Origin of the sequence: Pseudomonas sp. BYT-1 (assembly GCF_023611805.1) — a bacterium.
Taxonomy (GTDB): Bacteria; Pseudomonadota; Gammaproteobacteria; order Pseudomonadales; family Pseudomonadaceae; genus Aquipseudomonas; species Aquipseudomonas guariconensis.
Window position 1 is genome coordinate 983,394 of the sequence record NZ_CP072559.1, and the last position, 23,069, is coordinate 1,006,462.

A 23,069-nucleotide genomic window follows, 5' to 3' on the forward strand; every position below is an offset into this window, starting at 1 on the left:
GAGATGTTCGAGCGTCTGCGTGAAGATATCCAGAGCGTATTCCATCGGGACCCGGCGGCGCGCAACGCCTTCGAGGTGCTGACCTGCTACCCGGGCATGCATGCAATCTGGCTGCACCGTCTGGGCCACGCCTTGTGGATTCGTGACTTCAAGTGGCTGGCGCGCCTGGTGTCGAACTTCGGTCGCTGGCTCACCGGCATCGAGATCCATCCGGGAGCGACCATCGGACGGCGCTTCTTCATCGATCATGGCATGGGCATCGTCATCGGCGAAACCGCCGAAATTGGCGACGACGTCACCCTCTACCAGGGCGTGACCCTCGGCGGCACCAGCTGGAACAAGGGTAAGCGCCATCCGACCCTCGAGAATGGCGTGGTGGTGGGGGCGGGCGCCAAGGTGCTTGGTCCGTTCACCGTCGGGGCCGGGGCCAAGATAGGCTCCAACGCCGTGGTCACCAAGGCAGTGCCTGCGGGTGCCACAGCGGTCGGCATTCCGGGGCGTATCATAGTCAAGACCGAGGACACCGAGGTCGAAGCCAAGCGCAAGGCCATGGCTGAAAAAATCGGTTTCGATGCCTACGGCGTCAGTGGCGATATGCCTGACCCAGTTGCCCGTGCGATCGGTCAGATGCTCGATCATCTGCAAGCGGTCGACGAGCGGCTGGAAGGTATGTGCGGGGCGCTGACCAAACTCGGTAGCGATTATTGCGGCAAGGAGCTGCCTGCGCTGCCCGAGGAAGACTTCGTCGAAGTCAAGCAAGCCGCACAGAGCGACACTCAGCCGCATTGATTACGGCGCCATGATACACGGGGCGTGTGCTCGCGCCCCTGGTCTGTTAAACTCGCGCCCGCCTCCCTGATGCAAACCCGACTAAAGCAGTAGGTCTAATAGTTGACTTAAATGCTCGGGAATCGCATACTCGCTCACATCCTGTAACTCCCGTGGTACCCATTAGCCATGCGACTGACTACCAAAGGCCGATATGCCGTGACCGCCATGCTCGATCTGGCGTTGCACGCGCAGCATGGGCCGGTGTCTTTGGCCGACATTTCCGAGCGCCAGGGCATTTCCCTCTCTTATCTGGAGCAGCTGTTCGCCAAGTTGCGCCGCAGCAGCCTGGTTTCCAGCGTGCGCGGCCCGGGTGGCGGCTACCAGCTGTCGCGGGGCATGGAAACCATCCAGGTGGCCCAGGTCATCGATGCGGTCAACGAATCGGTCGATGCCACCCGTTGCCAGGGCCTGGGGGACTGTCACGCCGGTGACACCTGTCTGACCCATCACCTGTGGTGCGACCTCAGCCAGCAGATCCATGAATTCCTTAGCGGTATCAGCCTGGCCGACCTCGTCATGCGCCGCGAGGTGCAGGAAGTCGCCCACCGCCAGGACCTGCGACGCGTCGCGGGCCGTACCGCCCAGCTGGACAAGATTGAGACGTCCGCCGTCGACTGATAGCAGCGACGAGCGACGCCACCGCCTGATAGGAGATACTCAATGAAGTTGCCGATCTACCTCGATTACTCCGCGACCACTCCGGTCGATCCCCGTGTCGCCCAGAAGATGGCCGACTGCCTGCTGGTCGACGGGAACTTCGGTAATCCGGCCTCGCGCTCCCACGTCTTCGGCTGGAAAGCCGAGGAAGCGGTCGAGAACGGCCGTCGCCAAGTCGCCGAGCTGATCAACGCCGACCCGCGCGAGATCGTCTGGACCAGCGGTGCCACCGAGTCCGACAACCTCGCCCTCAAAGGCGTGGCGCACTTCTATCAGACCAAGGGCAAGCACATCATCACCTCCAAGATCGAGCACAAAGCGGTCCTGGATACCGCTCGCCAGCTCGAGCGTGAAGGTTTCGAAGTCACCTACCTGGAGCCGGGTGAAGACGGCATCGTCACCCCGGCCATGGTCGAGGCTGCACTGCGCGAAGACACCATCCTGGTCTCGCTGATGCACGTGAACAACGAAGTCGGCTCGATCAACGACATCGCCGCCATCGGTGAGCTGACCCGCTCGCGTGGTGTGCTGTTCCATGTCGACGCCGCGCAGTCGGCCGGCAAGGTCGAGATCGACCTGCAGAAGCTCAAGGTCGACCTGATGTCGTTCTCGGCGCACAAGGTCTATGGTCCGAAGGGCATCGGCGCGCTGTACGTCAGCCGCAAACCACGTGTACGCCTGGAAGCCATCATCCATGGTGGTGGTCATGAGCGCGGCATGCGTTCAGGCACCCTGCCGACCCACCAGATTGTCGGCATGGGCGAGGCCTTCGCCATCGCCAAGCAGGAAATGGCCGCCGAGAACGCGCGCATCAAGGCCCTGAGCGACCGCTTCTTCGAGCAGGTATCCAACCTCGAAGAGCTGTACGTCAACGGCAGCCGCACTGCCCGCGTGCCGCACAACCTGAACCTGAGCTTCAACTACGTTGAAGGCGAATCGCTGCTGATGTCGCTCAAGGACATCGCCGTATCGTCCGGTTCGGCCTGTACCTCCGCTTCGCTCGAGCCGTCCTATGTGCTGCGCGCCCTGGGGCGCAACGACGAACTGGCGCACAGCTCGATCCGCTTCTCCTTCGGCCGCTTCACCACCGAGGAAGAAGTCGACTACGCCGCGCAGAAAGTCTGCGAGGCCGTGAACAAACTGCGTGAGCTGTCGCCGCTGTGGGACATGTACAAAGACGGCGTTGACATCTCCAAGATCGAGTGGGCCGCCCACTAAGCAGTCGCCAGCAAGAGCGGCTCCCTGATGAGGAAGGAATTGCACCATGGCATACAGTGAAAAGGTCATCGACCACTACGAAAACCCACGCAACGTCGGCAAGATGAACGCCGATGATCCGGATGTCGGTACCGGCATGGTCGGCGCGCCGGCTTGCGGCGACGTCATGCGCCTGCAGATCAAGGTCAACGAGCAAGGCGTCATCGAAGACGCCAAGTTCAAGACCTACGGTTGTGGCTCGGCCATCGCCTCCAGCTCCCTGGCCACTGAGTGGATGAAGGGCAAGACTCTGGACGAAGCCGAGACCATCAAGAACACCCAGCTGGCCGAAGAACTGGCGTTGCCGCCGGTGAAGATCCACTGTTCGGTACTTGCCGAGGACGCCATCAAGGCGGCCGTGCGCGATTACAAGCAGAAGAAAGGCTTGCTCTAAGTCGCCTGTCGCAAGGCCACTGACGTTGAGGAAAGAGTTCCGATGGCTATCAGCATGACAGAAGCCGCCGCCAACCACGTGCGGCGTTCCCTCGAAGGGCGCGGCAAGGGCGAAGGCATCCGCCTGGGCGTGCGCACCACCGGCTGCTCGGGCCTGGCTTACGTCCTGGAGTTCGTTGATGAGCTGGCCGCCGAAGACCAAGTGTTCGAGAACCATGGCGTGAAGGTCATCATCGACCCGAAGAGCCTGGTGTACCTCGATGGCACCGAGCTGGACTTCGTCAAGGAAGGGTTGAACGAAGGCTTCAAGTTCAACAACCCCAACGTGCGCGGTGAGTGTGGCTGCGGCGAAAGCTTCAATGTCTGAGGCTTGACGTGGGTACTCCTTGCCATTTCGCTCTGTTTGACCTCCAGCCTGGTTTCCGTCTGGACCTCGATAAACTGGCCAATCGCTATCGCGAGCTGGCCCGTGAGGTCCATCCGGACCGTTTCGCCGATGCCTCCGAGCGTGAGCAGCGCGTGGCGCTGGAAAAATCGGCGGCACTGAACGACGCCTACCAGACTCTGCGCAGCGCACCGCGCCGTGCCCGTTACCTGCTGGCCATCAGTGGCCATGAAGTGCCCCAGGAAGTCACCGTGCACGACCCGGACTTCCTCCTGCAACAGATGCAGTGGCGCGAAGAGCTCGAAGAGCTGCAGGACGAAGCCGATCTGGAAGGTGTGGCGGTGTTCAAGAAGCGCCTTAAGGTCGCACAGGAGACGTTGAACGAGGACTTCGCCGCCTGCTGGGACGTGGCTGGCGAGCGTGACAGGGCCGAGCGCCTGATGCGCCGCATGCAGTTCCTCGACAAGCTCGCCCAGGAAGTGCGCCAACTCGAAGAGCGCCTCGACGATTAACTCCGGCGTTGCCCGTGACGACGCCTAAGGTACTCAGATAAGCATGGCCCTACTGCAGATCGCCGAACCCGGTCAAAGCCCTCAGCCTCACCAGCGTCGCCTGGCGGTGGGGATTGACCTGGGCACCACCAACTCCTTGGTCGCTGCCGTGCGCAGTGGTCGCAGCGAACCCCTGCCCGATGAGCAGGGCAACGTCATTTTGCCGTCCGCGGTGCGCTACCTCGACGGCCGCAGCGAAGTCGGCCTGGCTGCGCGCGAAGCCGCTTCAAGCGACCCGCTCAACACCATTCTTTCGGTCAAGCGCCTGATGGGGCGTGGCTTGGCCGACGTCAAGCAATTGGGTGAGCAACTGCCGTACCGCTTCGTCGGCGGCGAGTCGCATATGCCGTTCATCGACACTGTCCAGGGGCCCAAGAGCCCGGTGGAAGTGTCTGCAGACATTCTCAAGGTATTGCGCCAGCGCGCCGAGCAGACCCTCGGTGGTGAGCTGGTGGGGGCTGTGATCACCGTTCCGGCCTATTTCGACGATGCCCAGCGCCAAGCCACCAAGGACGCTGCGCGCCTGGCCGGTCTTAATGTCTTGCGCCTGCTCAACGAGCCTACCGCAGCTGCCGTGGCCTATGGCCTGGACCAGAACGCCGAAGGGCTGGTGGCGATCTATGACCTGGGTGGTGGCACCTTCGATATTTCCATCCTGCGCCTGACCGGTGGTGTCTTCGAAGTCCTCGCCACTGGCGGCGACACGGCCTTGGGTGGCGACGATTTCGACCATGCCATCGCCGGCTGGATCATCGAACAGGCCGGTCTTTCGTCCGACCTTGACCCGTCTGCCCAGCGCCAGCTGTTGCAGGCTGCCTGTGCTGCCAAAGAAGCCCTGACCGACGCCGATGTCGTCAGCGTGCGTCATGGCGACTGGCACGGAGAGTTGAGCCGTGCCGGTTTCGAAGCGCTGATCGAACCGCTCATTGCCCGTAGCCTCAAGGCCTGCCGCCGCGCCGTGCGCGACAGTGGCGTTGAGCTCGAGGAGGTCGGTGCGGTGGTGATGGTCGGTGGATCGACCCGCGTACCTCGCGTTCGCGAGGCGGTGGGTGGCTTGTTCGGCCGTACTCCGCTGACTTCGATCGATCCGGACCAAGTGGTTGCCATCGGTGCTGCCATCCAGGCCGATACGCTGGCCGGCAACCGTCGTGAAGGCGGCGAACTGCTCTTGCTGGACGTCATCCCGCTGTCCCTGGGCCTGGAAACCATGGGCGGGCTGATGGAGAAGGTGATCCCGCGCAACACGACCATTCCGGTGGCTCGCGCGCAGGAGTTCACCACCTACAAGGATGGCCAGTCGGCCATGATGATCCACGTCCTGCAGGGCGAGCGCGAGCTGATCAGCGATTGCCGTTCGCTGGCGCGCTTCGAGCTGCGCGGCATCCCGGCCATGGTGGCGGGCGCGGCGAAGATCCGCGTCACCTTCCAGGTGGATGCCGATGGCCTGCTCAGCGTCTCGGCCCGTGAGCTGGGTTCGGGCGTTGAGTCCAGTATCCAGGTCAAGCCGTCTTATGGGCTGACCGACGGCGAAATCGCCCGCATGCTCAAGGATTCCTTCGAGCATGCCGGTTCCGACAAGCAGGCGCGCCAGTTGCGCGAGCATCAGGTCGACGCTGAACGCCTGCTCGAAGCGGTGCAGGGCGCCTTGGATGCCGATGGCGATCGACTGCTCAGCAGCGACGAGCGCGAAGCGATCGAGTACCAGATGCAAGAATTGCGTGATTTGCTCAGCGGCACCGATGGCGCGGCCATCGAGCAGCAGACCAAGCGTCTGTCGCAGGTGACCGATGCATTTGCCGCCCGTCGCCTTGATTCGACGGTCAAAGCCGCACTGGCCGGGCGCAACCTGAATGAGATCGAGGAGTAACCGATGCCCCAGGTGATTTTCCTGCCGCACGAGAAGTTCTGCCCGGATGGGCTGGTGGTGGAGGTGGAGCCAGGCACCAATATCCTGGAGTTGGCTCACGAGCACCACATCGAAATGGAGAGCGCCTGCGGTGGCGTTTGTGCCTGCACCACCTGTCATTGCATCGTCCGCGAGGGTTTCGACTCGCTGGAGGAAGCCGATGAGCTGGAAGAGGATATGCTGGACAAGGCCTGGGGTCTGGAGGCGCAATCGCGTCTGGCCTGTCAGGTGATCGTCGGGGAAGAAGACCTGACCATCGAGATTCCCAAGTATTCGCTCAACCACGCCGCCGAAGCGCCGCACTGAGGTTTCAGCATGAGCCTGAAATGGATTGATGTACTTGAGATCGCCATCCAGCTTGCGGAAAGCAAGCCGGACGTCGATCCTCGTTATGTGAATTTCGTCGATCTGCACCGCTGGGTGCTGGCTTTGCCAGAGTTCAGCGACGATCCGTCACGCGGCGGTGAGAAGGTGCTCGAGGCCATCCAGGCGGCCTGGATCGAAGAAGCCGACTGAGCGTTACCTGCAGGTTAGGCAATCCCCTGGAACCCGCGTATAATTCGCGGGTTTAATTTTTCGCAACACTCAATTTTCTGGAGTTATCCATGGCTGTTCAACGTACTTTCTCCATCATCAAGCCTGACGCCGTCGCCAAGAACGTCATCGGCGAAATCACCACTCGTTTCGAGAAAGCCGGCCTGCGCGTCGTCGCTTCGAAGATGAAGCAACTGTCCAAAGCCGAAGCCGAAGGCTTCTACGCTGAGCACAAAGAGCGCGGTTTCTTCGCTGATCTGGTTGCCTTCATGACCTCTGGTCCAGTCATCGTTCAGGTTCTGGAAGGCGAAAACGCCGTTCTGGCCAACCGTGAGCTGATGGGCGCTACCAACCCGAAAGAAGCTGCTGCCGGCACCATCCGCGCCGACTTCGCCGTTTCCATCGACGAGAACGCTGTCCACGGTTCCGACTCGGAAGCTTCGGCTGCCCGCGAAATCGCTTACTTCTTCTCCGCTACCGAGCTGTGCGACCGCATTCGCTAAGCGAAGCAGGTCTTGGGTGATTCCATGAGTGACATGACTGGCAAGATCAACCTGTTGGGCCTGACCCTGCAGGAAATGGAAAAATTCTTCGAGTCCATCGGAGAGAAGCGTTTTCGTGCCGGTCAGGTCATGAAATGGATTCACCACTTTGGCGTCGATGATTTCGCTGCCATGACCAATGTCGGCAAGGCCTTGCGCGAAAAGCTCGAGGCCGTTGCCGAGATTCGGGCTCCGGAAGTGGTCAGCGAAGACATTTCCGCCGACGGTACCCGCAAGTGGGTGGTCCGCGTTGCCTCCGGCAGCTGCGTCGAGACCGTCTACATTCCCACCGACGATCGCGGCACCCTCTGCGTTTCGTCCCAAGCCGGCTGCGCGCTGGATTGCAGTTTCTGCTCCACCGGCAAGCAAGGCTTCAACAGCAACCTCACTGCCGCCGAAGTGATCGGCCAGGTGTGGCTTGCCAACAAATCCTTCGGGACCGTCCCGGCCAAGATCGACCGCGCCATTACCAACGTGGTCATGATGGGCATGGGCGAACCGCTTTTGAATTTCGACAATGTCATCGCCGCCATGAAGATCATGATGGATGATCTGGGCTATGGCATTTCCAAGCGCCGCGTCACGCTTTCCACCTCGGGCGTGGTGCCGATGATCGACGAGCTGGCCAAGCACATCGATGTGTCCCTGGCCCTGTCGCTGCACGCGCCCAATGACGAACTGCGCAACCAACTGGTACCGATCAACAAGAAGTACCCGCTGAAGATGCTGCTCGAATCGTGCATGGGCTACATGTCGACCCTGGGCGGCAAGCGTGTGCTCACCATCGAGTACACCCTGCTCAAGGACGTCAACGACCAGCCCGAGCATGCCGCCCAGATGATCGAGCTGCTGCGCGATGTGCCGTGCAAGATCAACCTGATCCCGTTCAACCCGTTCCCGCATTCGGGCTACGAGCGGCCGAGCAACAATGCCATCCGCCGCTTCCAGGATCTGCTGCACCACGGTGGCTTCAATGTCACCACCCGCACTACCCGCGGCGAAGACATCGATGCCGCCTGTGGTCAACTGGTCGGCCAGGTCATGGATCGCACCCGTCGCAGCGAGCGCTACATCGCCGTGCGCCAGTTGAGCGCCGATGCAGAGCGCCAAGACAACGCCCCGCGCCACTGACGGTACCCGCCCATGACCTTGCGCGCCGCGCTGTCGATCCTGTCGCTTTCGCTGCTGGCCGGCTGCGTGTCTGGTGGCGCAGGTGACCCTCTGGCCAGTCGCCAAGGGCGCGAAGAGGCCGGGCGGGCCTACGTGCAATTGGGCCTGGGTTATTTGCAACAAGGTTTGACCGGGCAGGCCAAGGCTCCATTGGTGCGAGCCTTGGCACTCAACGGCGGCGATGCCGATGCCCACGCCGCGCTGGCGCTGGTGTTCCAGGCCGAAGGCGAGCCAGAGCTGGCCGAAGCGCATTTCCGTAAGGCCCTGGCAGCGCGCCCGGGGGACACGCGTATTCGCAACAACTACGGCAGTTTCCTTTATGCTCAGGGGCAATTTGCCAAGGCCGAGCAGATGTTTCGCCAAGCCGCCGCCGATACCCTGTATCCTGAGCGCTCGCGAATCTACGAGAATCTTGGCCTGGTCGCCCTGAAGCTCGAGCGTCGGGACCGGGCGCATGAGTATCTGGTCAAAGCCCTGCAACTCAATCCGCAGCAACCGAAGGCGTTGCTCGAAATGGCTGAGTTGTCCTATGAAAACAGGCATTATGTGCCGGCCCGGGACTACTACGATCGTTTCAGCCAGCTGAACGACCCGAGCGCCCGTAGCCTGTTGCTGGGTAGCCGCCTTGCCCAGGCATTCGACGAGCCTGGCACGGTGGCCGAACTGGGCCAGCAATTACAACGACTTTATCCCGGTACGCCGGAATATCAGCAATACCTGTCGGAGCAACGATGAAAGCCGCGCACCCCGAAGTAGCAGCAGCGACTCGCCAGAATCCCGGTGAGGTCTTGCGCCAGGCCCGCGAGAATCGGGAATGGTCGCAAGCCGAGGTGGCCCGCAAGCTCAACCTCACGGTAAGTTCGTTGAACAACCTTGAAAACGGCGCCTTCGACAAGCTGCCGGGGCACACCTTCGCCCGCGGATACATCCGTGCCTATGCCAAGCTGATGGGCATGGACCAGGCGCCTCTGGTCGAGGCATTCGATCACTACACCGGCACTCATGCCAAGGGCAGCGAGGTCCATTCCCTGGGCCGGATCGAAGAGCCGGTGCGTCTGTCGCACAACATCCTGCGCGGCGTCAGCCTGCTGTTGCTGGTGGTCGTAGTCGGTGGTGGCTTCTTCTGGTGGCAGGACCAGAGCAGCCTGCGCGGCAAGGACCTGGCCAAGATCGCCCTGGAGCATGTCGAGGTCGAAAGCGCCGACGGCACCACCCAGATCCACCCGCTGGACGAGCCGGAAGACCAAGCTGTCACCGAAGGCCAGCAACCGGAAGCCTCACCGCTGCCGCTTGAGCAGGCCACCGAGGGCTCTACGCCTGAGGCGGTCATCAGCAGCGAAGCGCCGGCAAGCACGACCGAAACCCCTGCAGTCACGCCAGCGCCTCAGGCCCCAGCCGCAGCCCCAGCCGCCAACGCGCCTGTGGCACCTGCTGCTGCGCCCGTGCTGCCCGCCGCAGCTCCGTCGGCACCGGCCGCTCCTACCAATGCACCGCTCACGGCCGCTACGACCCCGTCCGAAGCGCCGGTGGGCAGCGCCAAGGTTCAAATCCAGTTCACCGCCGATTGCTGGACCCAGGTCACCGACGGCAACGGCAAGGTGCTGTTCAGCGCCATCAAACGCAAGGGCGACAGCCTCGACCTGAGCGGCAAACCACCGTTCTCGGTACGCCTGGGCTTTGCCCGTGGCGCCCAGGTCAGTTACAACGGCCAGCCGGTCGACGTAGCTCCGTTCACCAGTGGCGAGACCGCTCGCCTGAAGTTGGGACAGTAACCATGCACGGCGAATCTCCGATCAAACGTCGCGAATCCCGGAAGATCTGGGTCGGCAATGTACCCGTGGGCGGCGATGCCCCCATCGCGGTGCAGAGCATGACCAACACCGACACCAATGACGTCGCTGCCACGGTCGCGCAGATCCAGCGCCTGGTCGATGCCGGCGTCGACATCGTTCGCGTTTCGGTACCGGACATGGACGCCGCCGAGGCGTTCGGCCGCATCAAGCAGCAGGTCAGCGTGCCGCTCGTCGCCGACATCCACTTCGACTATCGCATTGCGTTGCGTGTGGCCGAACTGGGCGTCGACTGTCTGCGCATCAACCCGGGCAACATCGGCCGCGAGGACCGCGTGCGTGCGGTGGTCGACGCCGCCCGTGACCGTGGTATCCCGATCCGTATCGGCGTCAACGCCGGTTCCCTGGAGAAGGACCTGCAGAAGAAATACGGCGAACCGACCCCGGCAGCGCTGGTCGAGTCGGCACTGCGCCATGTCGAGCACCTTGATCGCCTGGACTTCCAGGACTTCAAGGTCAGCGTCAAAGCGTCCGATGTATTCATGGCCGTGGAGGCCTACCGCTTGCTGGCCAAGCAGATCGTCCAACCGCTGCACCTGGGCATCACCGAAGCCGGTGGCCTGCGTTCGGGGACGGTGAAATCCGCTGTCGGCCTCGGTATGCTGCTGGCCGAAGGCATTGGCGATACCATCCGCATTTCCCTGGCCGCCGATCCGGTCGAGGAAGTGAAGGTCGGCTACGACATCCTCAAGTCGCTGCACCTGCGTTCGCGTGGTATCAACTTCATCGCCTGCCCGAGCTGCTCGCGCCAGAACTTCGATGTGGTCAAGACCATGAACGAGTTGGAAGGGCGCCTGGAAGACCTGCTGGTACCGCTTGACGTGGCCGTAATCGGCTGCGTGGTCAACGGCCCGGGTGAAGCCAAGGAGTCCCATGTAGGCCTGACCGGCGGCACGCCGAACCTGGTCTACATCGACGGCAAACCGTCGCAGAAGCTGACCAATGACAACCTGGTCGATGAGCTGGAAAAACTCATCCGCCAGAAAGCGGCCGAAAAGGCCGAGGCCGACGCGGCGCTGATCGCCCGCGGCTGATTCCCAGATTCGTAAGGACTTTTCGTGAGCAAATCGCTGCAAGCCATCCGTGGCATGAACGACATCCTGCCCGACCAGTCGCCCCTGTGGCGCTACTTCGAAGGTACCGTGGCCGGCCTGCTGGACACCTATGGCTACAGCCAGATCCGCACGCCGATCGTCGAATTCACCGAGCTGTTCAAGCGCTCGATCGGTGAAGTCACCGATATCGTCGAAAAAGAGATGTACACCTTCGAGGACCGCAACGGCGATTCGCTCACCTTGCGTCCTGAAGGCACTGCCGCCTGCGTGCGCGCCGTCCTCGAGCACGGCATCACCGGCAACGGCCAGGTGCAGAAGCTGTGGTACGTGGGCCAGATGTTCCGCCATGAGCGCCCGCAAAAGGGCCGCTACCGCCAGTTTCACCAGATCGGTGTCGAGGTGTTCAACCTCGAAGGGCCGGACGTCGATGCCGAGCTGATCATGCTGACCTGGCGCCTGTGGGGCCTGCTGGGCATCCAGGACGCGGTCAAGCTCGAACTCAACAGCCTGGGCACCAGCGAGGCCCGTGCCCGCTACCGCGAAGCGCTGGTCGAATTCCTGTCGGCACGTCTCGAGCAACTGGATGAAGACAGCCAGCGTCGCCTCAAGAGCAACCCGCTGCGTATCCTCGATAGCAAGGACCAGGGTACCCAGGCGGTGCTGGTCGGTGCGCCAAAGCTCGAAGACTACCTGGACGAAGCGTCCCGCGTGCACTTCGAGGGCCTCAAGGCTCGCCTGGACGCCGCCGGCATTCCGTTCGTGATCAACACCAAGCTGGTCCGCGGGCTGGACTACTACAGCAAGACCGTGTTCGAGTGGGTCACCGACAAGCTCGGCGCCCAGGGCACTGTCTGTGCCGGTGGCCGCTATGATGGGCTGGTCGAGCAGATGGGCGGCAAGCCGACCCCGGGCGTTGGTTTCGCCATGGGCATCGAGCGTCTGATCCTGCTGCTGGAGACCCTGGGCAAGGTGCCCGAATCCATTAGCCGTCAGATCGACGTCTACCTGTGCGCCTTTGGCGAGCAGGCGGAGCTGGCCGGCCTGCGTCTTTCCGAGGCCCTGCGCGATCGCCTGCCGGGTCTGCGCCTGGCGGTCAACGCCGGTGGCGGCAGCTTCAAGAGCCAGTTCAAGAAGGCCGACAAGAGCGGGGCGCTGTTCGCCCTGATCCTCGGTGATGACGAACTGGCGCAGCAAATGATTGGATTCAAGCCCCTGCGTGGCCAGGGCGAACAACAGAACATTGCCTGGGATGCTCTGGCCGAGCATCTGCAAGCCGCTGTCGCGCAGGCGTGACAGGGTCAAACAGCCGAATTGCTGAAAAGGAGTATTGGGGTGTCGAGTACCGATGATGAAGGCCTGGCCGCAGCCAAGGACTGGTGGAACCGCAACGGCAAGCCGCTGCTGACCGGTGCCCTGCTGGCCGGCGTGGTGGTTATGGGCTGGCAGACCTGGCACAAGTACCAGAACAACCAGTCGCAAGGCGCCTCGGCCCTGTACCAGGCCCTGCTGGAAACCAGCCTGACGCCAAGCGGTCAGCCAGACGCAACCAAGGTTGCGGAACTGTCCGGCAAGCTCAAGAGCGAGTTCGGTGGCTCGGCCTATGCCCAGTACGGCAGCCTGTTCGTGGCCAAGGTCGCGGTCGACAGCGGCAAGCTTGACGACGCTGCCGCCGAGCTTAAAAGCGTGATGGAAAAGCCGGCCGATGCCACCTTGGGTGAGATCGCACGTCAACGTCTGGCCCGTGTGCTCGCCGCCCAGGACAAAGCCGAAGAAGCCCTCAAGCTGCTCGACGGTGATGCCGACAAGGCCTTCCTGGCCAGCCGCGAAGAACTCAAGGGCGATTTGCTGGTTCAGCTGGGGCGAGCCGACGATGCCCATAGCGCCTATGAAAAAGCCAAGGCTGCGTTGTCCGATGACGCTGCGGTCGGTGGCTTGCAACTGAAGCTGGATGACCTGGCCAAAGGGGACGCCTGACGTGATCGGTTGGAAACAAGCAGCAGTGCTCACCCTGGCCGTGCTGGCCGCAGGTTGCAGCAGCAACAGCAAGAAGGAACTGCCTCCGGCCGAGCTGACCAAGTTCACCGAGGAAGTGGTCCTCAAGAAGCAGTGGAGCCGCTCGATCGGCGACGGCCAGGGTGAGACGTACAACACCTTGGTTCCGGCCATCGAGAACGACCGCATCTATGCCTCCGACGTCAACGGTCGGGTCATGGCCCTGAACCGCATCGACGGCGACGTGGTGTGGAAGAAGGACTTGGACCTGTCGGTCTCCGGCGCAGTCGGCGTGGGTTACGGTCTGGTCATGCTCGGCACCCTCAAGGGCGAAGTCATTGCCCTGGATGCCAGCACCGGCGAAGAGCGCTGGCGTTCTCGTGTGACCAGCGAAGTGCTGGCGCCGCCTGCCAACAACGGTGACGTGGTAGTGGTGCAGACCCAGGACGACCGTTTGATCGGCCTCGACGCTGCCACCGGTGACCGCCTGTGGATCTATGAGAACACTCCGGCCGTACTGACCCTGCGCGGCACCGGCGCACCGGTGGTGACCAACCGCCTGGCCGTGGCCGGCCTGTCCACCGGCAAGGTGGTCGCGGTGGATGTGCGCAACGGCGTGCCGGTGTGGGAGAGCCGCGTGGCCATTCCGCAGGGCCGTTCCGAGCTCGACCGCGTGGTGGACATCGACGGCGGCCTGCTGCTGTCCGGCGGCACCCTGTACGTGAGCACCTACCAGGGCCGTGTTGCGGGCCTGGACCTGGAAACCGGACGTGTGCTGTGGCAGCGCGATGCCTCCAGCTACGTCGGTGTCGCCCAGGGCTTCGGCAACGTCTATGTCAGCGAAGCGTCGGGCACCGTGGAAAGCGTCGATGAGCGCTCGTCCAGCGCCCTGTGGACCAACGACTCCATGGCACGCCGTCAGCTGTCAGCGCCGGAGGTGTTCTCCAGCTACGTGGCCGTAGGTGATTTCGAGGGCTACCTGCACCTGCTCAGCCAGGTCGATGGTCGCTTCGTGGGTCGCGAGCGGATCGACAGCGATGGCCTGCGCGCCCGTCCCCTGGTGGTCGGCGACACCATCTATGTCTTCGGCAACAGCGGCAAACTCGAGGCACTGACCATCCGCTGAAGCTAAGCTTGAGGCCGGATACGGCCTCGAGCCGCGGCGCTTGATGCGCCGCACGAACTCCGGCCGCTGCCTTGCAGCGGCCTTTGCATTTTCAAGAATTCAAGAGTGGAGAGCCGCATGGTTCCCGTAATCGCCCTGGTGGGACGGCCGAACGTCGGCAAATCCACCATGTTCAACCGCCTGACCAAGACCCGCGATGCCATCGTCGGTGACCTGTCGGGCCTGACCCGTGACCGCCAATATGGTGATGCCACCTGGCAGGGTCGTTCCTACATCCTGATCGACACCGGTGGTATCACCGGTGACGAAGTGGGCATGGACGAGAAGATGGCCGAGCAGTCGCTGATGGCCATCGAAGAAGCCGACTATGTGTTGTTCCTGGTGGATGCCCGCGCCGGTATGACCGCCGCTGACCAGATGATCGCCGAGCACCTGCGCAAGCGAAACAAAGAGGCAATCCTGGTCGCCAACAAGATCGACAACATCGATGCGGACGTTGCCCGCGCCGAGTTCTCGCCACTGGGCATGGGTAATGCCATCCCGGTCGCCGGCTCCCAAGGGCGTGGCATCAACGCCTTGATGGAAGCCGTGCTGGGCCACATTCCGCGCGACAAGGTCGAGGAAGCCCTCGACGAAGACGTTGCCGAAGGCGAAGAAGCCGCACGCATCCCGGGGCCGAGCGAGAAGGATGGCATCAAGATCGCCATCATCGGTCGTCCCAACGTCGGCAAATCGACCTTGGTCAACCGTATGTTGGGCGAAGAGCGCGTGGTGGTCTACGACCAGCCGGGCACTACCCGGGACAGTATTTACATCCCGTTCGAACGTGACGACGAGAAGTACACCTTCATCGACACCGCCGGGGTGCGCAAGCGCGGCAAGATCCACGAGGAAGTCGAGAAGTTCTCGGTGGTCAAGACGCTGCAGGCGATCAAGGACGCCAACGTGGTGATCTTTGTCATGGATGCCCGTGAAGGCGTGGTCGATCATGACCTGAACCTGCTGGGCTTCGCTCTGGAAGCGGGTCGTGCCATCGTCATCGCCCTGAACAAGTGGGACGGCATGGAGCCGAGCGAGCGCGAATACGTGAAGACGGAGCTCGAGCGCCGGCTATTCTTCGTCGACTTCGCCGACATCCACTTCATCTCTGCGCTGCACGGCACCGGTGTGGGCCATCTGTACAAATCCGTGCAGGCTGCGTTCAAGTCGGCGGTCACCCGCTGGCCGACCAGCCGCCTGACCCAGATCCTCGAGGACGCCATCAGCGAGCACCAGCCGCCAATGGTCAATGGTCGTCGCATCAAGCTGCGTTACGCCCACCTCGGCGGCGCGAACCCGCCGCTGATCGTGATCCACGGCAACCAGACCGACAAGATCCCGCGGTCGTACTCGCGTTACCTGGAAAACACCTACCGCCGGGTGCTCAAGCTGGTCGGCACGCCGATCCGTATCGAGTACAAGGGCAGCGACAACCCGTTCGAGGGCAAGAAGAACACCCTCACCGATCGTCAGGTCAACAAGAAGCGCCGCCTGATGTCGCACCACAAGAAAGCCGAGAAGAAGCGCAAGGACAAGCGCAAGTAAGCGGCGAGCTTCAAGCTTCAAGCCTCAAGAGAGAGCAGTGCACCGAGTCCGCTCTTTCTTGCCGCTTGAAGCTTTTCGCGTGTGGCTTCGTCCTTTTTCCTGACCGCTCGATCCGCTATGCTCGGGCTCTACCCCGTGCCGTATGCAGTGTTCAGGAAAGAGGGCTTCATGATCCGCAGCAAATTGCCGAACGTCGGCACGACCATTTTCACCACCATGTCGCAGTTGGCCGTACAGACAGGTGCGCTCAACCTGTCCCAAGGCTTCCCAGACTTCGACGCGCCCCAGGCGCTGCTCGATGCCGTGTGCCGCCATGTCATGGCCGGCCATAACCAATACTCGCCGATGACCGGCCTGCCAGCCTTGCGCCAGCAAGTGGCGGCCAAGATCGCACGCCTGTATGGCGTGACGGTCGATGCCGATCAGGAAGTGACCATCACGCCAGGTGCCACCGAGGCGATCTTCTGTGCCATCCAGGCGGTGATCCAGGCGGGCGACGAGGTGATTGTCTTCGATCCGTCCTATGACAGCTACGAGCCGTCCGTTGAACTGGCCGGCGGACGCTGCGTGCACGTGCAACTGTGCGATGGCGAGTTCCGTATCGACTGGCAGAAGTTCAGCGATGCACTGACGCCGCGCACGCGCATGGTCATCCTGAATTCGCCACACAACCCCAGCGGCGCATTGATTAGCCGTGAGGACCTGGACCAGCTGGCACACTTGATCGAAGGTCGTGATATCTACCTGGTCAGCGACGAAGTGTACGAGCACCTGATCTATGACGGCGTGCGCCATGCCAGTGTATTGGCCCATGAGCAGCTCTACTCACGTGCATTCGTGATCAGCTCGTTCGGCAAGACCTATCACGTCACTGGCTGGAAGACCGGCTATGTGGTGGCGCCACCGGCGTTGAGCGTGGAGTTGCGCAAGGTCCACCAATACGTCAACTTCTGTGGTGTAACGCCCTTGCAGTGTGCCTTGGCCGACTACATGGCCGAGCACCCTGAACATCTGAATGAGTTGCCGGGCTTCTATCAGGCCAAGCGCGACCTGTTCTGCGACTTGCTGCAGGACTCGCGTTTCACCTTCACTCGTACCCCAGGTACTTACTTCCAGCTGGTGGATTATTCGCAGATACGCCCGGATCTGGGTGATGTCGAAATGTCGCTGTGGCTGACCCGTGAGCACGGCGTGGCGACCATTCCGGTTTCGGTGTTCTACCAGCAACCTATCCCCGAGCAACGCCTGGTGCGCCTGTGCTTTGCCAAACGTGAGGAGACGCTGCGTCAGGCGGCGGAAAAACTATGCGCGATCTGAGCCAACTGCCTAACCTGAAAGTCGCCCTGGTGCAGACAACCTTGGCCTGGCACGACCGCGAGGCCAACTATGCGCATTTCGAAGAGCTGTTGGCCCAGGTCGGCGAGGCGGATCTGGTGATCCTTCCTGAGATGTTCACCACTGGCTTCTCCATGGAGTCCGAAAGCCTCGCCGAGCCTGAGAATGGCCCCACCTACAAATGGCTGAAGGCTCAGGCCAAGAAGTTCGATACGGTGATCACCGGCAGCGTGATCATCCAGGCCGCCGATGGCAGCCACCGCAACCGCTTGCTGTGGGCGCGGCCCGATGGCGAGATCCTGCATTACGACAAGCGCCACCTGTTCCGCATGGCCGGCGAGCACCGGCACTACACACCGGGCGAGCGCCAGGTGCAGTTCGAGCTCAAAGGTTGGCGCGTGCGTCCGCTGATCTGCTACGACCTGCGCTTCCCGGTGTGGAGCCGTGATGCCCAGGACACCGACCTTTTGCTTTATACCGCCAACTGGCCGGCCGCGCGCCGTCAGCACTGGAACCGTCTGTTGCCGGCGCGGGGGATCGAGAACCTGTGCTATGTGGCGGCAGTGAACCGTGTCGGCACCGACGGCAAGGGCTTTGCCTATTCAGGCGACAGCCAGGTGCTGGATTTCCAAGGGGAGAGTCTGCTCAGTGCCGGCGAAGCCGATGGGGTGTTCACCGTGGTGCTCCGGGCGGCGGAGCTGGCGGCGTATCGCGCACGTTTCCCGGCCAACCTGGATGCCGATACCTTCGAACTGCATTATTGAATCTTTCGCAGGTCAGCCCGCTCCCACCAGTACTGCGCTGAGCCACAGGACAGCGCAATACCTGTAGGTGCGGGTTTGCTCAATCAATACACATCCCGCCGATACCGCCCATCCTCGATCAACTGCTGCACCATCTCGGCCCCGAGGATTCCATTGAGCGCTGCATCCACGCCAGCGGCCATCCCCTGCAAGCTGCCGCAGACATAGATACAAGCCCCCTCGGCCACCCAGCGCTTGAGCACCTCGGCCTGCTGCAACAGGACATCCTGCACATACACTTTCTCTGCCTGGTCCCGTGAAAACGCCAGGTCCAGTCGTTGCAGGTCGCCAGCGGTCAACCAGGCCTGAAGCTCGTTCCCGCACAGCAAGTCATGAGCGCGGTTGCGCTCGCCGAACAGCAACCAATTGCGTGTTTCGCCAGCGGCGATACGCGCCTTGAGCAGGCTGCGCAGGCCCGCAAGGCCTGTGCCGTTGCCGATCAGAATCATCGGCGCGGGTGCATCCGGCAGGCGGAAGCCGCTGTTGCGACGCAGGCGCAGGGTGACATTGCCCTGCAGCGGTAAGTATTCAGTCAGCCAGCCTGAGCCCAGGCCCAGGCTGCCGTCGGGGTGCAGTTCTTGACGAACGATCAGCTCCAGCATGCCGTCGCTGGCGATCGACGCGATGGAGTACTCCCGTGGGGTGATGGGAATCAAGGCATCGACCACTGCCTGGGCATGCAGACCCACCAGATGTTCCCGGCCCAGCGGCAACTGGCGGGTGGCCAGGGCCTTACCGAGAGGCTCGCACAGGCCGTCCAGTTGCACCGGGGTCGTCACGTCCAGCCCCAGGCCGGCGAGCAAGGCGTCAATGCGCGGTTGACCGTTGCGCGGCAGGACCTCTACCAGATCACCCGCTTCCCAGGTGTGGGGCTGGTCTGACTGCAGCGCCAGCAGGTAGACCGGTGCGCCCTGGCTGCCTGGGTTCAGGCATTGGCGCTGGCGCAGGGTCCAGTTGGCGAACGACGGCGCTGGCCAGGCAGTCACCGGTTCGGCTCCGGTCAGTCGGGCGAGTGCCTGATGCCATTGCAGCAGGGCTGCCGGATCAGCGTTGTCCACTTCCACTGGGCTGAAGGCACGGGTGGCGCCGCGCTCGCCCAGCCAGGCCTGGAGTCTGCGGGCGAAGCCACAGAAGTGCGGGTACTGGCGATCGCCCAGCGCGAGCACGGCGTAGTTCAGGTGGTCCAGCGCCCACGGTTGGCCGAGCACCTTGCGCTCGAAGGCGCGGGCGCTGTCAGGGGCTTCGCCGTCGCCGAAGGTACTGACCACGAACAGCGCGCGACGGGCCTGTTGCAGGTCGGCTTGACCCAATTCGGCGAGCGCACGGACTTGCACCGGCAGACCGGCTGCTTGCAGTTGGCCGACGCTCTGCCAGGCCAGCTGTTCGGCGAAACCGCTCTGGCTGGCGAAACCGATCAGCCAGTTGTCGCCACCGGCCTTGGCGGGGGTTACCGAGCTGCGGGCCGCCTGCACTTGGCGTTTCTTGCGTCGGCGATCGAGGTACAGCAGCCAGCCGGTGATGAAGAACAGCGGCATGGTCAGGCTGGCCACGGTGACGATGATCCGACCTGGCAGGCCGAAGTAGCTGCCCACGTGCAAGGCATAGACGCTTTGCAGCAACTGCGCTTTGAACGGTTTGTCGGCGTAGCGCTCGTGGTGTTTCACCTGGCCGGTGGCCGGGTCCAGCGTGAGGGTGTTGAAAGCGCGCTCGTGGTCGGCACCTTCGAGGAGGTAGAAGAGCGTCGCCGGTCGCCCTCCGGCAGGCGGCAGGCGCAGGTTGTAAGTCAAAAGGCCGGGGCCTGCGGCCTCCTTGAGGCTGGTCCAGATGGCGTCGTAGTCCACCACCAGAGGCGGTGCGTCCTTGTCGAGCTTCTGCGGGCCGTGGCGGCCACGACCCTCTCCACGCTTTTGCTGCTGCCCGGCGGCGGGGGCCTCGGCCAATAGTTTGTTCAGGCCTTCGCGGTACCATTCGTAGGACCAGAACAAGCCCGTCAGGGCGAACAGCAGATAGAACAGCAGACACCAGGTCCCGGCGACGGCGTGCAGGTCCCAATTGAAGGCACGGCCTTTCTTGGCCCACTCCAGCGTCAGCCATGCCCGCCAGTTCAACGCCTGACGTGGCCAGCGCAGATACAGGCCTGAGAGGCAGAAGAACACCAGCATCAGGGTGCAGGCACCGGTAATTTGGCGACCGGTGTCGCCCATGGCCAAGAAGCGATGCAGCTGCAGCATCAGATTGAAGAAGCCTTGCCCCGTGACGTCACCCTGGAACTGGCCGGTGTAGGGGTCGACATAGCGCATCTGGCCGCGGCGCTCACCGGGTGGCGGCTGGAAGAAAATGCGTGCAGCGTTGCCCTCACGGGTATCGACCCACAGCATCGAGACGGTGTCGCCCTGGGCCGCCTCGACCCGGCGCACCAGCTCGGCCGGCGGTAGCACGCCTTCCTGGCGTACCTGCACCTTGAGCACGTGCGGATTGAACAGGCGCAGCAGTTCTTCCTGGAACGAATAAACCGCCCCGGTGACGCCCATCAACGCCAGCACCAGGCCGGCGGTGATGCCAAAGAACCAGTGCAATTGGAACAGCGACTTCTTCACCACATCATTCACCTTGTCTGGACGCCGGGCGAGGCGCGGCGAGCATTATGCCTTGGTGCGCGAAAGCCCCGGTCACCGGAAAGGTGAGCGGGGCTTTGGGGCGCGACTTGATTAGAAGTGGAAGTTCGCGCTCATCAGTGCAGTACGTCCTGGTGCGACGTGCGCATAGTGCGGAGCGAACACCTGATCGAAATAGCGCTTGTCGGTCAGGTTCTGCACGTTGAGTTGGAGATCGACGTTCTTGGTCAAGCGATAGGTCGCCATCGCATCGTAACGCCAGTACGACGGTACTTCGACCGAGTTGGCTTCATCGCCAAAGCGGGAATCCATGAAGGTAGCGCCTGCACCAACGGTCAGTTGCGGAACGATGTCGTAGGTAGACCAGAAGGTGAAGCTGTTACGAGGCGTGTTAGGCATGTGATTGCCCTTGTTCGCCGGGGTCGTGGTCTTCACGATCTCGCTTTCCATATAGGTGTAGCCGCCATAGACCTTCCATTTCTGGGTCAGGTTGCCCGCGTAGGTGAACTCGAGGCCTTGGACACGCTGTTCACCGTCCAGTACTTGGTAGCTGGCATTGTCAGGGTCCGTTACCCGCGCATTGGTCTTGTCGGTGCGGAACAGTGCAGCGGTCAGCGAGAGGTTGTCATCGAAGAAGTCCCACTTCGTGCCGATCTCGTAGTTGCGGTTACGTTCTGGGTCGAGGTCGCTGTTGTTTCTCGTCAGATCCAAGCCACCGTTGCCGCTGGTTTCACCCGAAGGGTTGCTCGAAGTTGACCATGCGGCATAGATGCTGCCATTGGGCAGAGGGTTGTAGACCACGCCCAATTGGTAGTTCCACAGGTGGGTATTGTTCTCGCGCGAGAAGCTGCCGGCCGGGCCATTACGACCTGCGTTGGCGTAACCACTGGACTTGGTCTGGTAGTCGTCGTAGCGCAGCCCCATGTTCAACGACCATTGCTCATTGAATTTCAACGTGTCGAAGACGTAGACAGCGCTGGTCTTGGTGTCGGTGTCGGTAAACGCCTTGCTGTCGGTGATGGTGCCGGACCATGCGTCATCTGGAGACGGATCGTGCAGACTGGTGCAGTCGCCAGATGCCAGCAAAGCAGGGGTGCACTTGGTGCCATTGCCCGCCGCGGATTTGATGTCGTAACCACGGTTGTGCGTATCGCTGTAGGTGAACTCCAAACCAGTGACGAGGCTGTGCTCGATGGAACCGGTATTGAACTTCGCGCTCAAGTCGGTCTGGTTGACCCAACCTTTGGAGGTCGAATTCCGGTTCTTGGTCGCACGGTAGACTGTGCCGTCGGCCACGTTGCCCTTGCTGTCGTCAGGGTTGGTGACGATGTAGTCCAAGGTTGAACGCGACATGCGGAAACTGTTGGACAGCGTCAAGTTTTCGTTGAAGTCGTGCTCGATCTTGATCGTGCCGCTGTCGTTGGTGGTCTTGCGATAGTCGCGATCGTTCAGGCCGTAGAAGTTGTCGCGGTCCACATGCGCGGGTTTGTCGACGTTGTATTTGCTGCGATTGGCGCTACGCGTGAGCGGAATGCCGTAGTCCGGCATGTCGTCGGTCTTGAGGTGGTAGTAGCCGACGGTCACGCGAGTATCGGTACCGAGGCCGAACGCGAACGAGGGGGCGACACCCCAACGGCTGACATCCACATCATCTCGGCCGGCTACGTTGGCTTCGTGCTTCATCAGGTTCAGGCGAAACGCCGAAGTGTCGGTCAGCTGCTTGTTCAGGTCCAACGTGGTCCGCTTGGTCTGGTCAGAGCCCCAAGTAAAGCCACCATTGTAGGCATCACCGAGCTTGGCGGTTTTGGTGACCAGATTCAGGCTGCCACCCGTGGAGCCTGCGCCTGTGAAGGCCGAGCCAGGGCCTTTGCTGACTTCGATCGATTCGACGTTGAAGATTTCACGGCTCTGCGAAGCCACGTCGCGCATGCCATCGACGAATACATCGCTTTCTGCGTTGAAACCGCGAATGATCGGACGGTCGCCTGCCGGGTTGCCGCCTTCGCCAGCACCGAAAGTGATGCCAGGGGTCGTACGCAATGCGTCTACGAGACTGGTTGCGCCCGTATCACGAATGACCTGCTGTGGGATGACGGTGACACTCTTGGGTGTTTCGCGCAGCGGCGCCGTGTACTTCTTCGAGGTTGCCGTGTCGGTCTTGTAGCTGGTGGTGTCCTGTGCCGCGTTGACACTGGTGGCATCCAGCGAGACGACGCCATCGGTTGGCTGTTCCGCCGCTAGGGCAAGCTGGGCGGCGGAGGAAGCAGTGATGGCAACGCCGATGGCGGAGGCGAGCAGACGTGGTGAACTCACAGCAGATGGCACGTGACGCATTTCGATGAACCTTCCCCAAGGTTTGAAGTCGGCGGATCTTAATGCAAGCAATTGCGAGTCTCAATTGAGAATCGTTAACAGTCGCGAGAAACTTACAATCTTTACAATTTCTCTTTACGGTTTTGCTGTGCTGAAACGTCTTAAGCGGC

Annotated in this window: 22 protein-coding genes; 20 read left to right on the top strand and 2 right to left on the bottom strand. The window is 62.2% G+C overall.

The features are described from left to right. Window positions 1-3: 3 nt before the first annotated feature. The 20 genes from cysE (at window position 4) to J5X93_RS04565 (ending at window position 17,932) form a co-directional block, all read left to right on the top strand. On the top strand, window positions 4-789 hold the full coding sequence (gene cysE / locus J5X93_RS04470) for a serine O-acetyltransferase (protein WP_043208082.1): 786 nt from the start codon (window positions 4-6) through the stop codon (window positions 787-789). Between the two features lie 168 nt (window positions 790-957). Beyond that, window positions 958-1,449, top strand: a complete 492-nt coding sequence (gene iscR, locus J5X93_RS04475; RefSeq protein ID WP_043208084.1) for a Fe-S cluster assembly transcriptional regulator IscR — start codon at window positions 958-960, stop codon at window positions 1,447-1,449. Window positions 1,450-1,491: 42 nt separating this feature from the next. Then, window positions 1,492-2,706: an IscS subfamily cysteine desulfurase gene (locus J5X93_RS04480; RefSeq protein ID WP_043208086.1), complete on the top strand. Its 1,215-nt coding sequence runs from the start codon at window positions 1,492-1,494 to the stop codon at window positions 2,704-2,706. A gap of 46 nt (window positions 2,707-2,752) precedes the next feature. Beyond that, the gene (gene iscU, locus J5X93_RS04485; protein ID WP_043208088.1) at window positions 2,753-3,139 is read left to right on the top strand and encodes a Fe-S cluster assembly scaffold IscU; all 387 of its coding nucleotides are present in this window, start codon (window positions 2,753-2,755) and stop codon (window positions 3,137-3,139) included. Window positions 3,140-3,181: 42 nt separating this feature from the next. Continuing rightward, on the top strand, window positions 3,182-3,505 hold the full coding sequence (gene iscA, locus J5X93_RS04490) for an iron-sulfur cluster assembly protein IscA (protein ID WP_043208089.1): 324 nt from the start codon (window positions 3,182-3,184) through the stop codon (window positions 3,503-3,505). Window positions 3,506-3,513: 8 nt separating this feature from the next. Beyond that, complete coding sequence (hscB, locus tag J5X93_RS04495; RefSeq protein ID WP_043208091.1) at window positions 3,514-4,035, top strand: co-chaperone HscB; 522 nt, start codon at window positions 3,514-3,516, stop codon at window positions 4,033-4,035. Window positions 4,036-4,078: 43 nt separating this feature from the next. Next, window positions 4,079-5,941: a Fe-S protein assembly chaperone HscA gene (hscA, locus tag J5X93_RS04500; RefSeq protein WP_043208093.1), complete on the top strand. Its 1,863-nt coding sequence runs from the start codon at window positions 4,079-4,081 to the stop codon at window positions 5,939-5,941. A 3-nt stretch (window positions 5,942-5,944) separates the two neighbouring features. Further along, the gene (fdx, locus tag J5X93_RS04505; protein WP_043208095.1) at window positions 5,945-6,286 is read left to right on the top strand and encodes an ISC system 2Fe-2S type ferredoxin; all 342 of its coding nucleotides are present in this window, start codon (window positions 5,945-5,947) and stop codon (window positions 6,284-6,286) included. A gap of 9 nt (window positions 6,287-6,295) precedes the next feature. Beyond that, window positions 6,296-6,496: a Fe-S cluster assembly protein IscX gene (iscX, locus tag J5X93_RS04510; protein WP_023382209.1), complete on the top strand. Its 201-nt coding sequence runs from the start codon at window positions 6,296-6,298 to the stop codon at window positions 6,494-6,496. A gap of 89 nt (window positions 6,497-6,585) precedes the next feature. Then, complete coding sequence (gene ndk / locus J5X93_RS04515) at window positions 6,586-7,017, top strand: nucleoside-diphosphate kinase (RefSeq protein ID WP_023382208.1); 432 nt, start codon at window positions 6,586-6,588, stop codon at window positions 7,015-7,017. Window positions 7,018-7,041: 24 nt separating this feature from the next. After that, window positions 7,042-8,187, top strand: coding sequence for a dual-specificity RNA methyltransferase RlmN (gene rlmN / locus J5X93_RS04520; RefSeq protein WP_043208097.1), 1,146 nt, complete (start codon window positions 7,042-7,044; stop codon window positions 8,185-8,187). Between the two features lie 12 nt (window positions 8,188-8,199). Then, window positions 8,200-8,961, top strand: coding sequence for a type IV pilus biogenesis/stability protein PilW (gene pilW / locus J5X93_RS04525; protein ID WP_090345282.1), 762 nt, complete (start codon window positions 8,200-8,202; stop codon window positions 8,959-8,961). After that, a complete protein-coding gene (locus J5X93_RS04530) occupies window positions 8,958-9,998 on the top strand; it encodes a RodZ domain-containing protein (RefSeq protein ID WP_090345284.1) in 1,041 nt (346 codons plus the stop codon). The genes pilW and J5X93_RS04530 overlap by 4 nt, the downstream gene beginning before the upstream one ends. Before the next feature lie 2 nt (window positions 9,999-10,000). Beyond that, entirely contained in the window at window positions 10,001-11,110 is a 1,110-nt protein-coding gene (gene ispG, locus J5X93_RS04535; protein ID WP_043208105.1) for a flavodoxin-dependent (E)-4-hydroxy-3-methylbut-2-enyl-diphosphate synthase, read from the top strand. 24 nt (window positions 11,111-11,134) lie between these two features. Continuing rightward, complete coding sequence (gene hisS / locus J5X93_RS04540; protein WP_043208106.1) at window positions 11,135-12,424, top strand: histidine--tRNA ligase; 1,290 nt, start codon at window positions 11,135-11,137, stop codon at window positions 12,422-12,424. 39 nt (window positions 12,425-12,463) lie between these two features. Continuing rightward, window positions 12,464-13,105 (top strand): tetratricopeptide repeat protein, encoded by a 642-nt coding sequence (locus tag J5X93_RS04545; RefSeq protein WP_043208108.1) that lies wholly within the window; start codon window positions 12,464-12,466, stop codon window positions 13,103-13,105. Window position 13,106: 1 nt separating this feature from the next. Next, entirely contained in the window at window positions 13,107-14,249 is a 1,143-nt protein-coding gene (gene bamB / locus J5X93_RS04550) for an outer membrane protein assembly factor BamB (RefSeq protein WP_070577057.1), read from the top strand. A gap of 117 nt (window positions 14,250-14,366) precedes the next feature. Beyond that, on the top strand, window positions 14,367-15,833 hold the full coding sequence (gene der, locus J5X93_RS04555) for a ribosome biogenesis GTPase Der (RefSeq protein WP_043208112.1): 1,467 nt from the start codon (window positions 14,367-14,369) through the stop codon (window positions 15,831-15,833). Window positions 15,834-16,001: 168 nt separating this feature from the next. Further along, on the top strand, window positions 16,002-17,150 hold the full coding sequence (locus J5X93_RS04560; RefSeq protein ID WP_182817238.1) for a pyridoxal phosphate-dependent aminotransferase: 1,149 nt from the start codon (window positions 16,002-16,004) through the stop codon (window positions 17,148-17,150). Further along, window positions 17,138-17,932, top strand: a complete 795-nt coding sequence (locus J5X93_RS04565; RefSeq protein WP_043208116.1) for an amidohydrolase — start codon at window positions 17,138-17,140, stop codon at window positions 17,930-17,932. Before J5X93_RS04560 ends, J5X93_RS04565 begins: the two co-directional genes overlap by 13 nt. Before the next feature lie 83 nt (window positions 17,933-18,015). Here the strand turns inward: J5X93_RS04565 and J5X93_RS04570 are convergent, their stop codons facing one another. Further along, entirely contained in the window at window positions 18,016-20,571 is a 2,556-nt protein-coding gene (locus J5X93_RS04570; protein WP_250034481.1) for a sulfite reductase flavoprotein subunit alpha, read from the bottom strand. A gap of 108 nt (window positions 20,572-20,679) precedes the next feature. Continuing rightward, window positions 20,680-22,920: a TonB-dependent receptor gene (locus J5X93_RS04575; protein ID WP_070577065.1), complete on the bottom strand. Its 2,241-nt coding sequence runs from the start codon at window positions 22,918-22,920 to the stop codon at window positions 20,680-20,682. Window positions 22,921-23,069 lie beyond the last annotated feature (149 nt).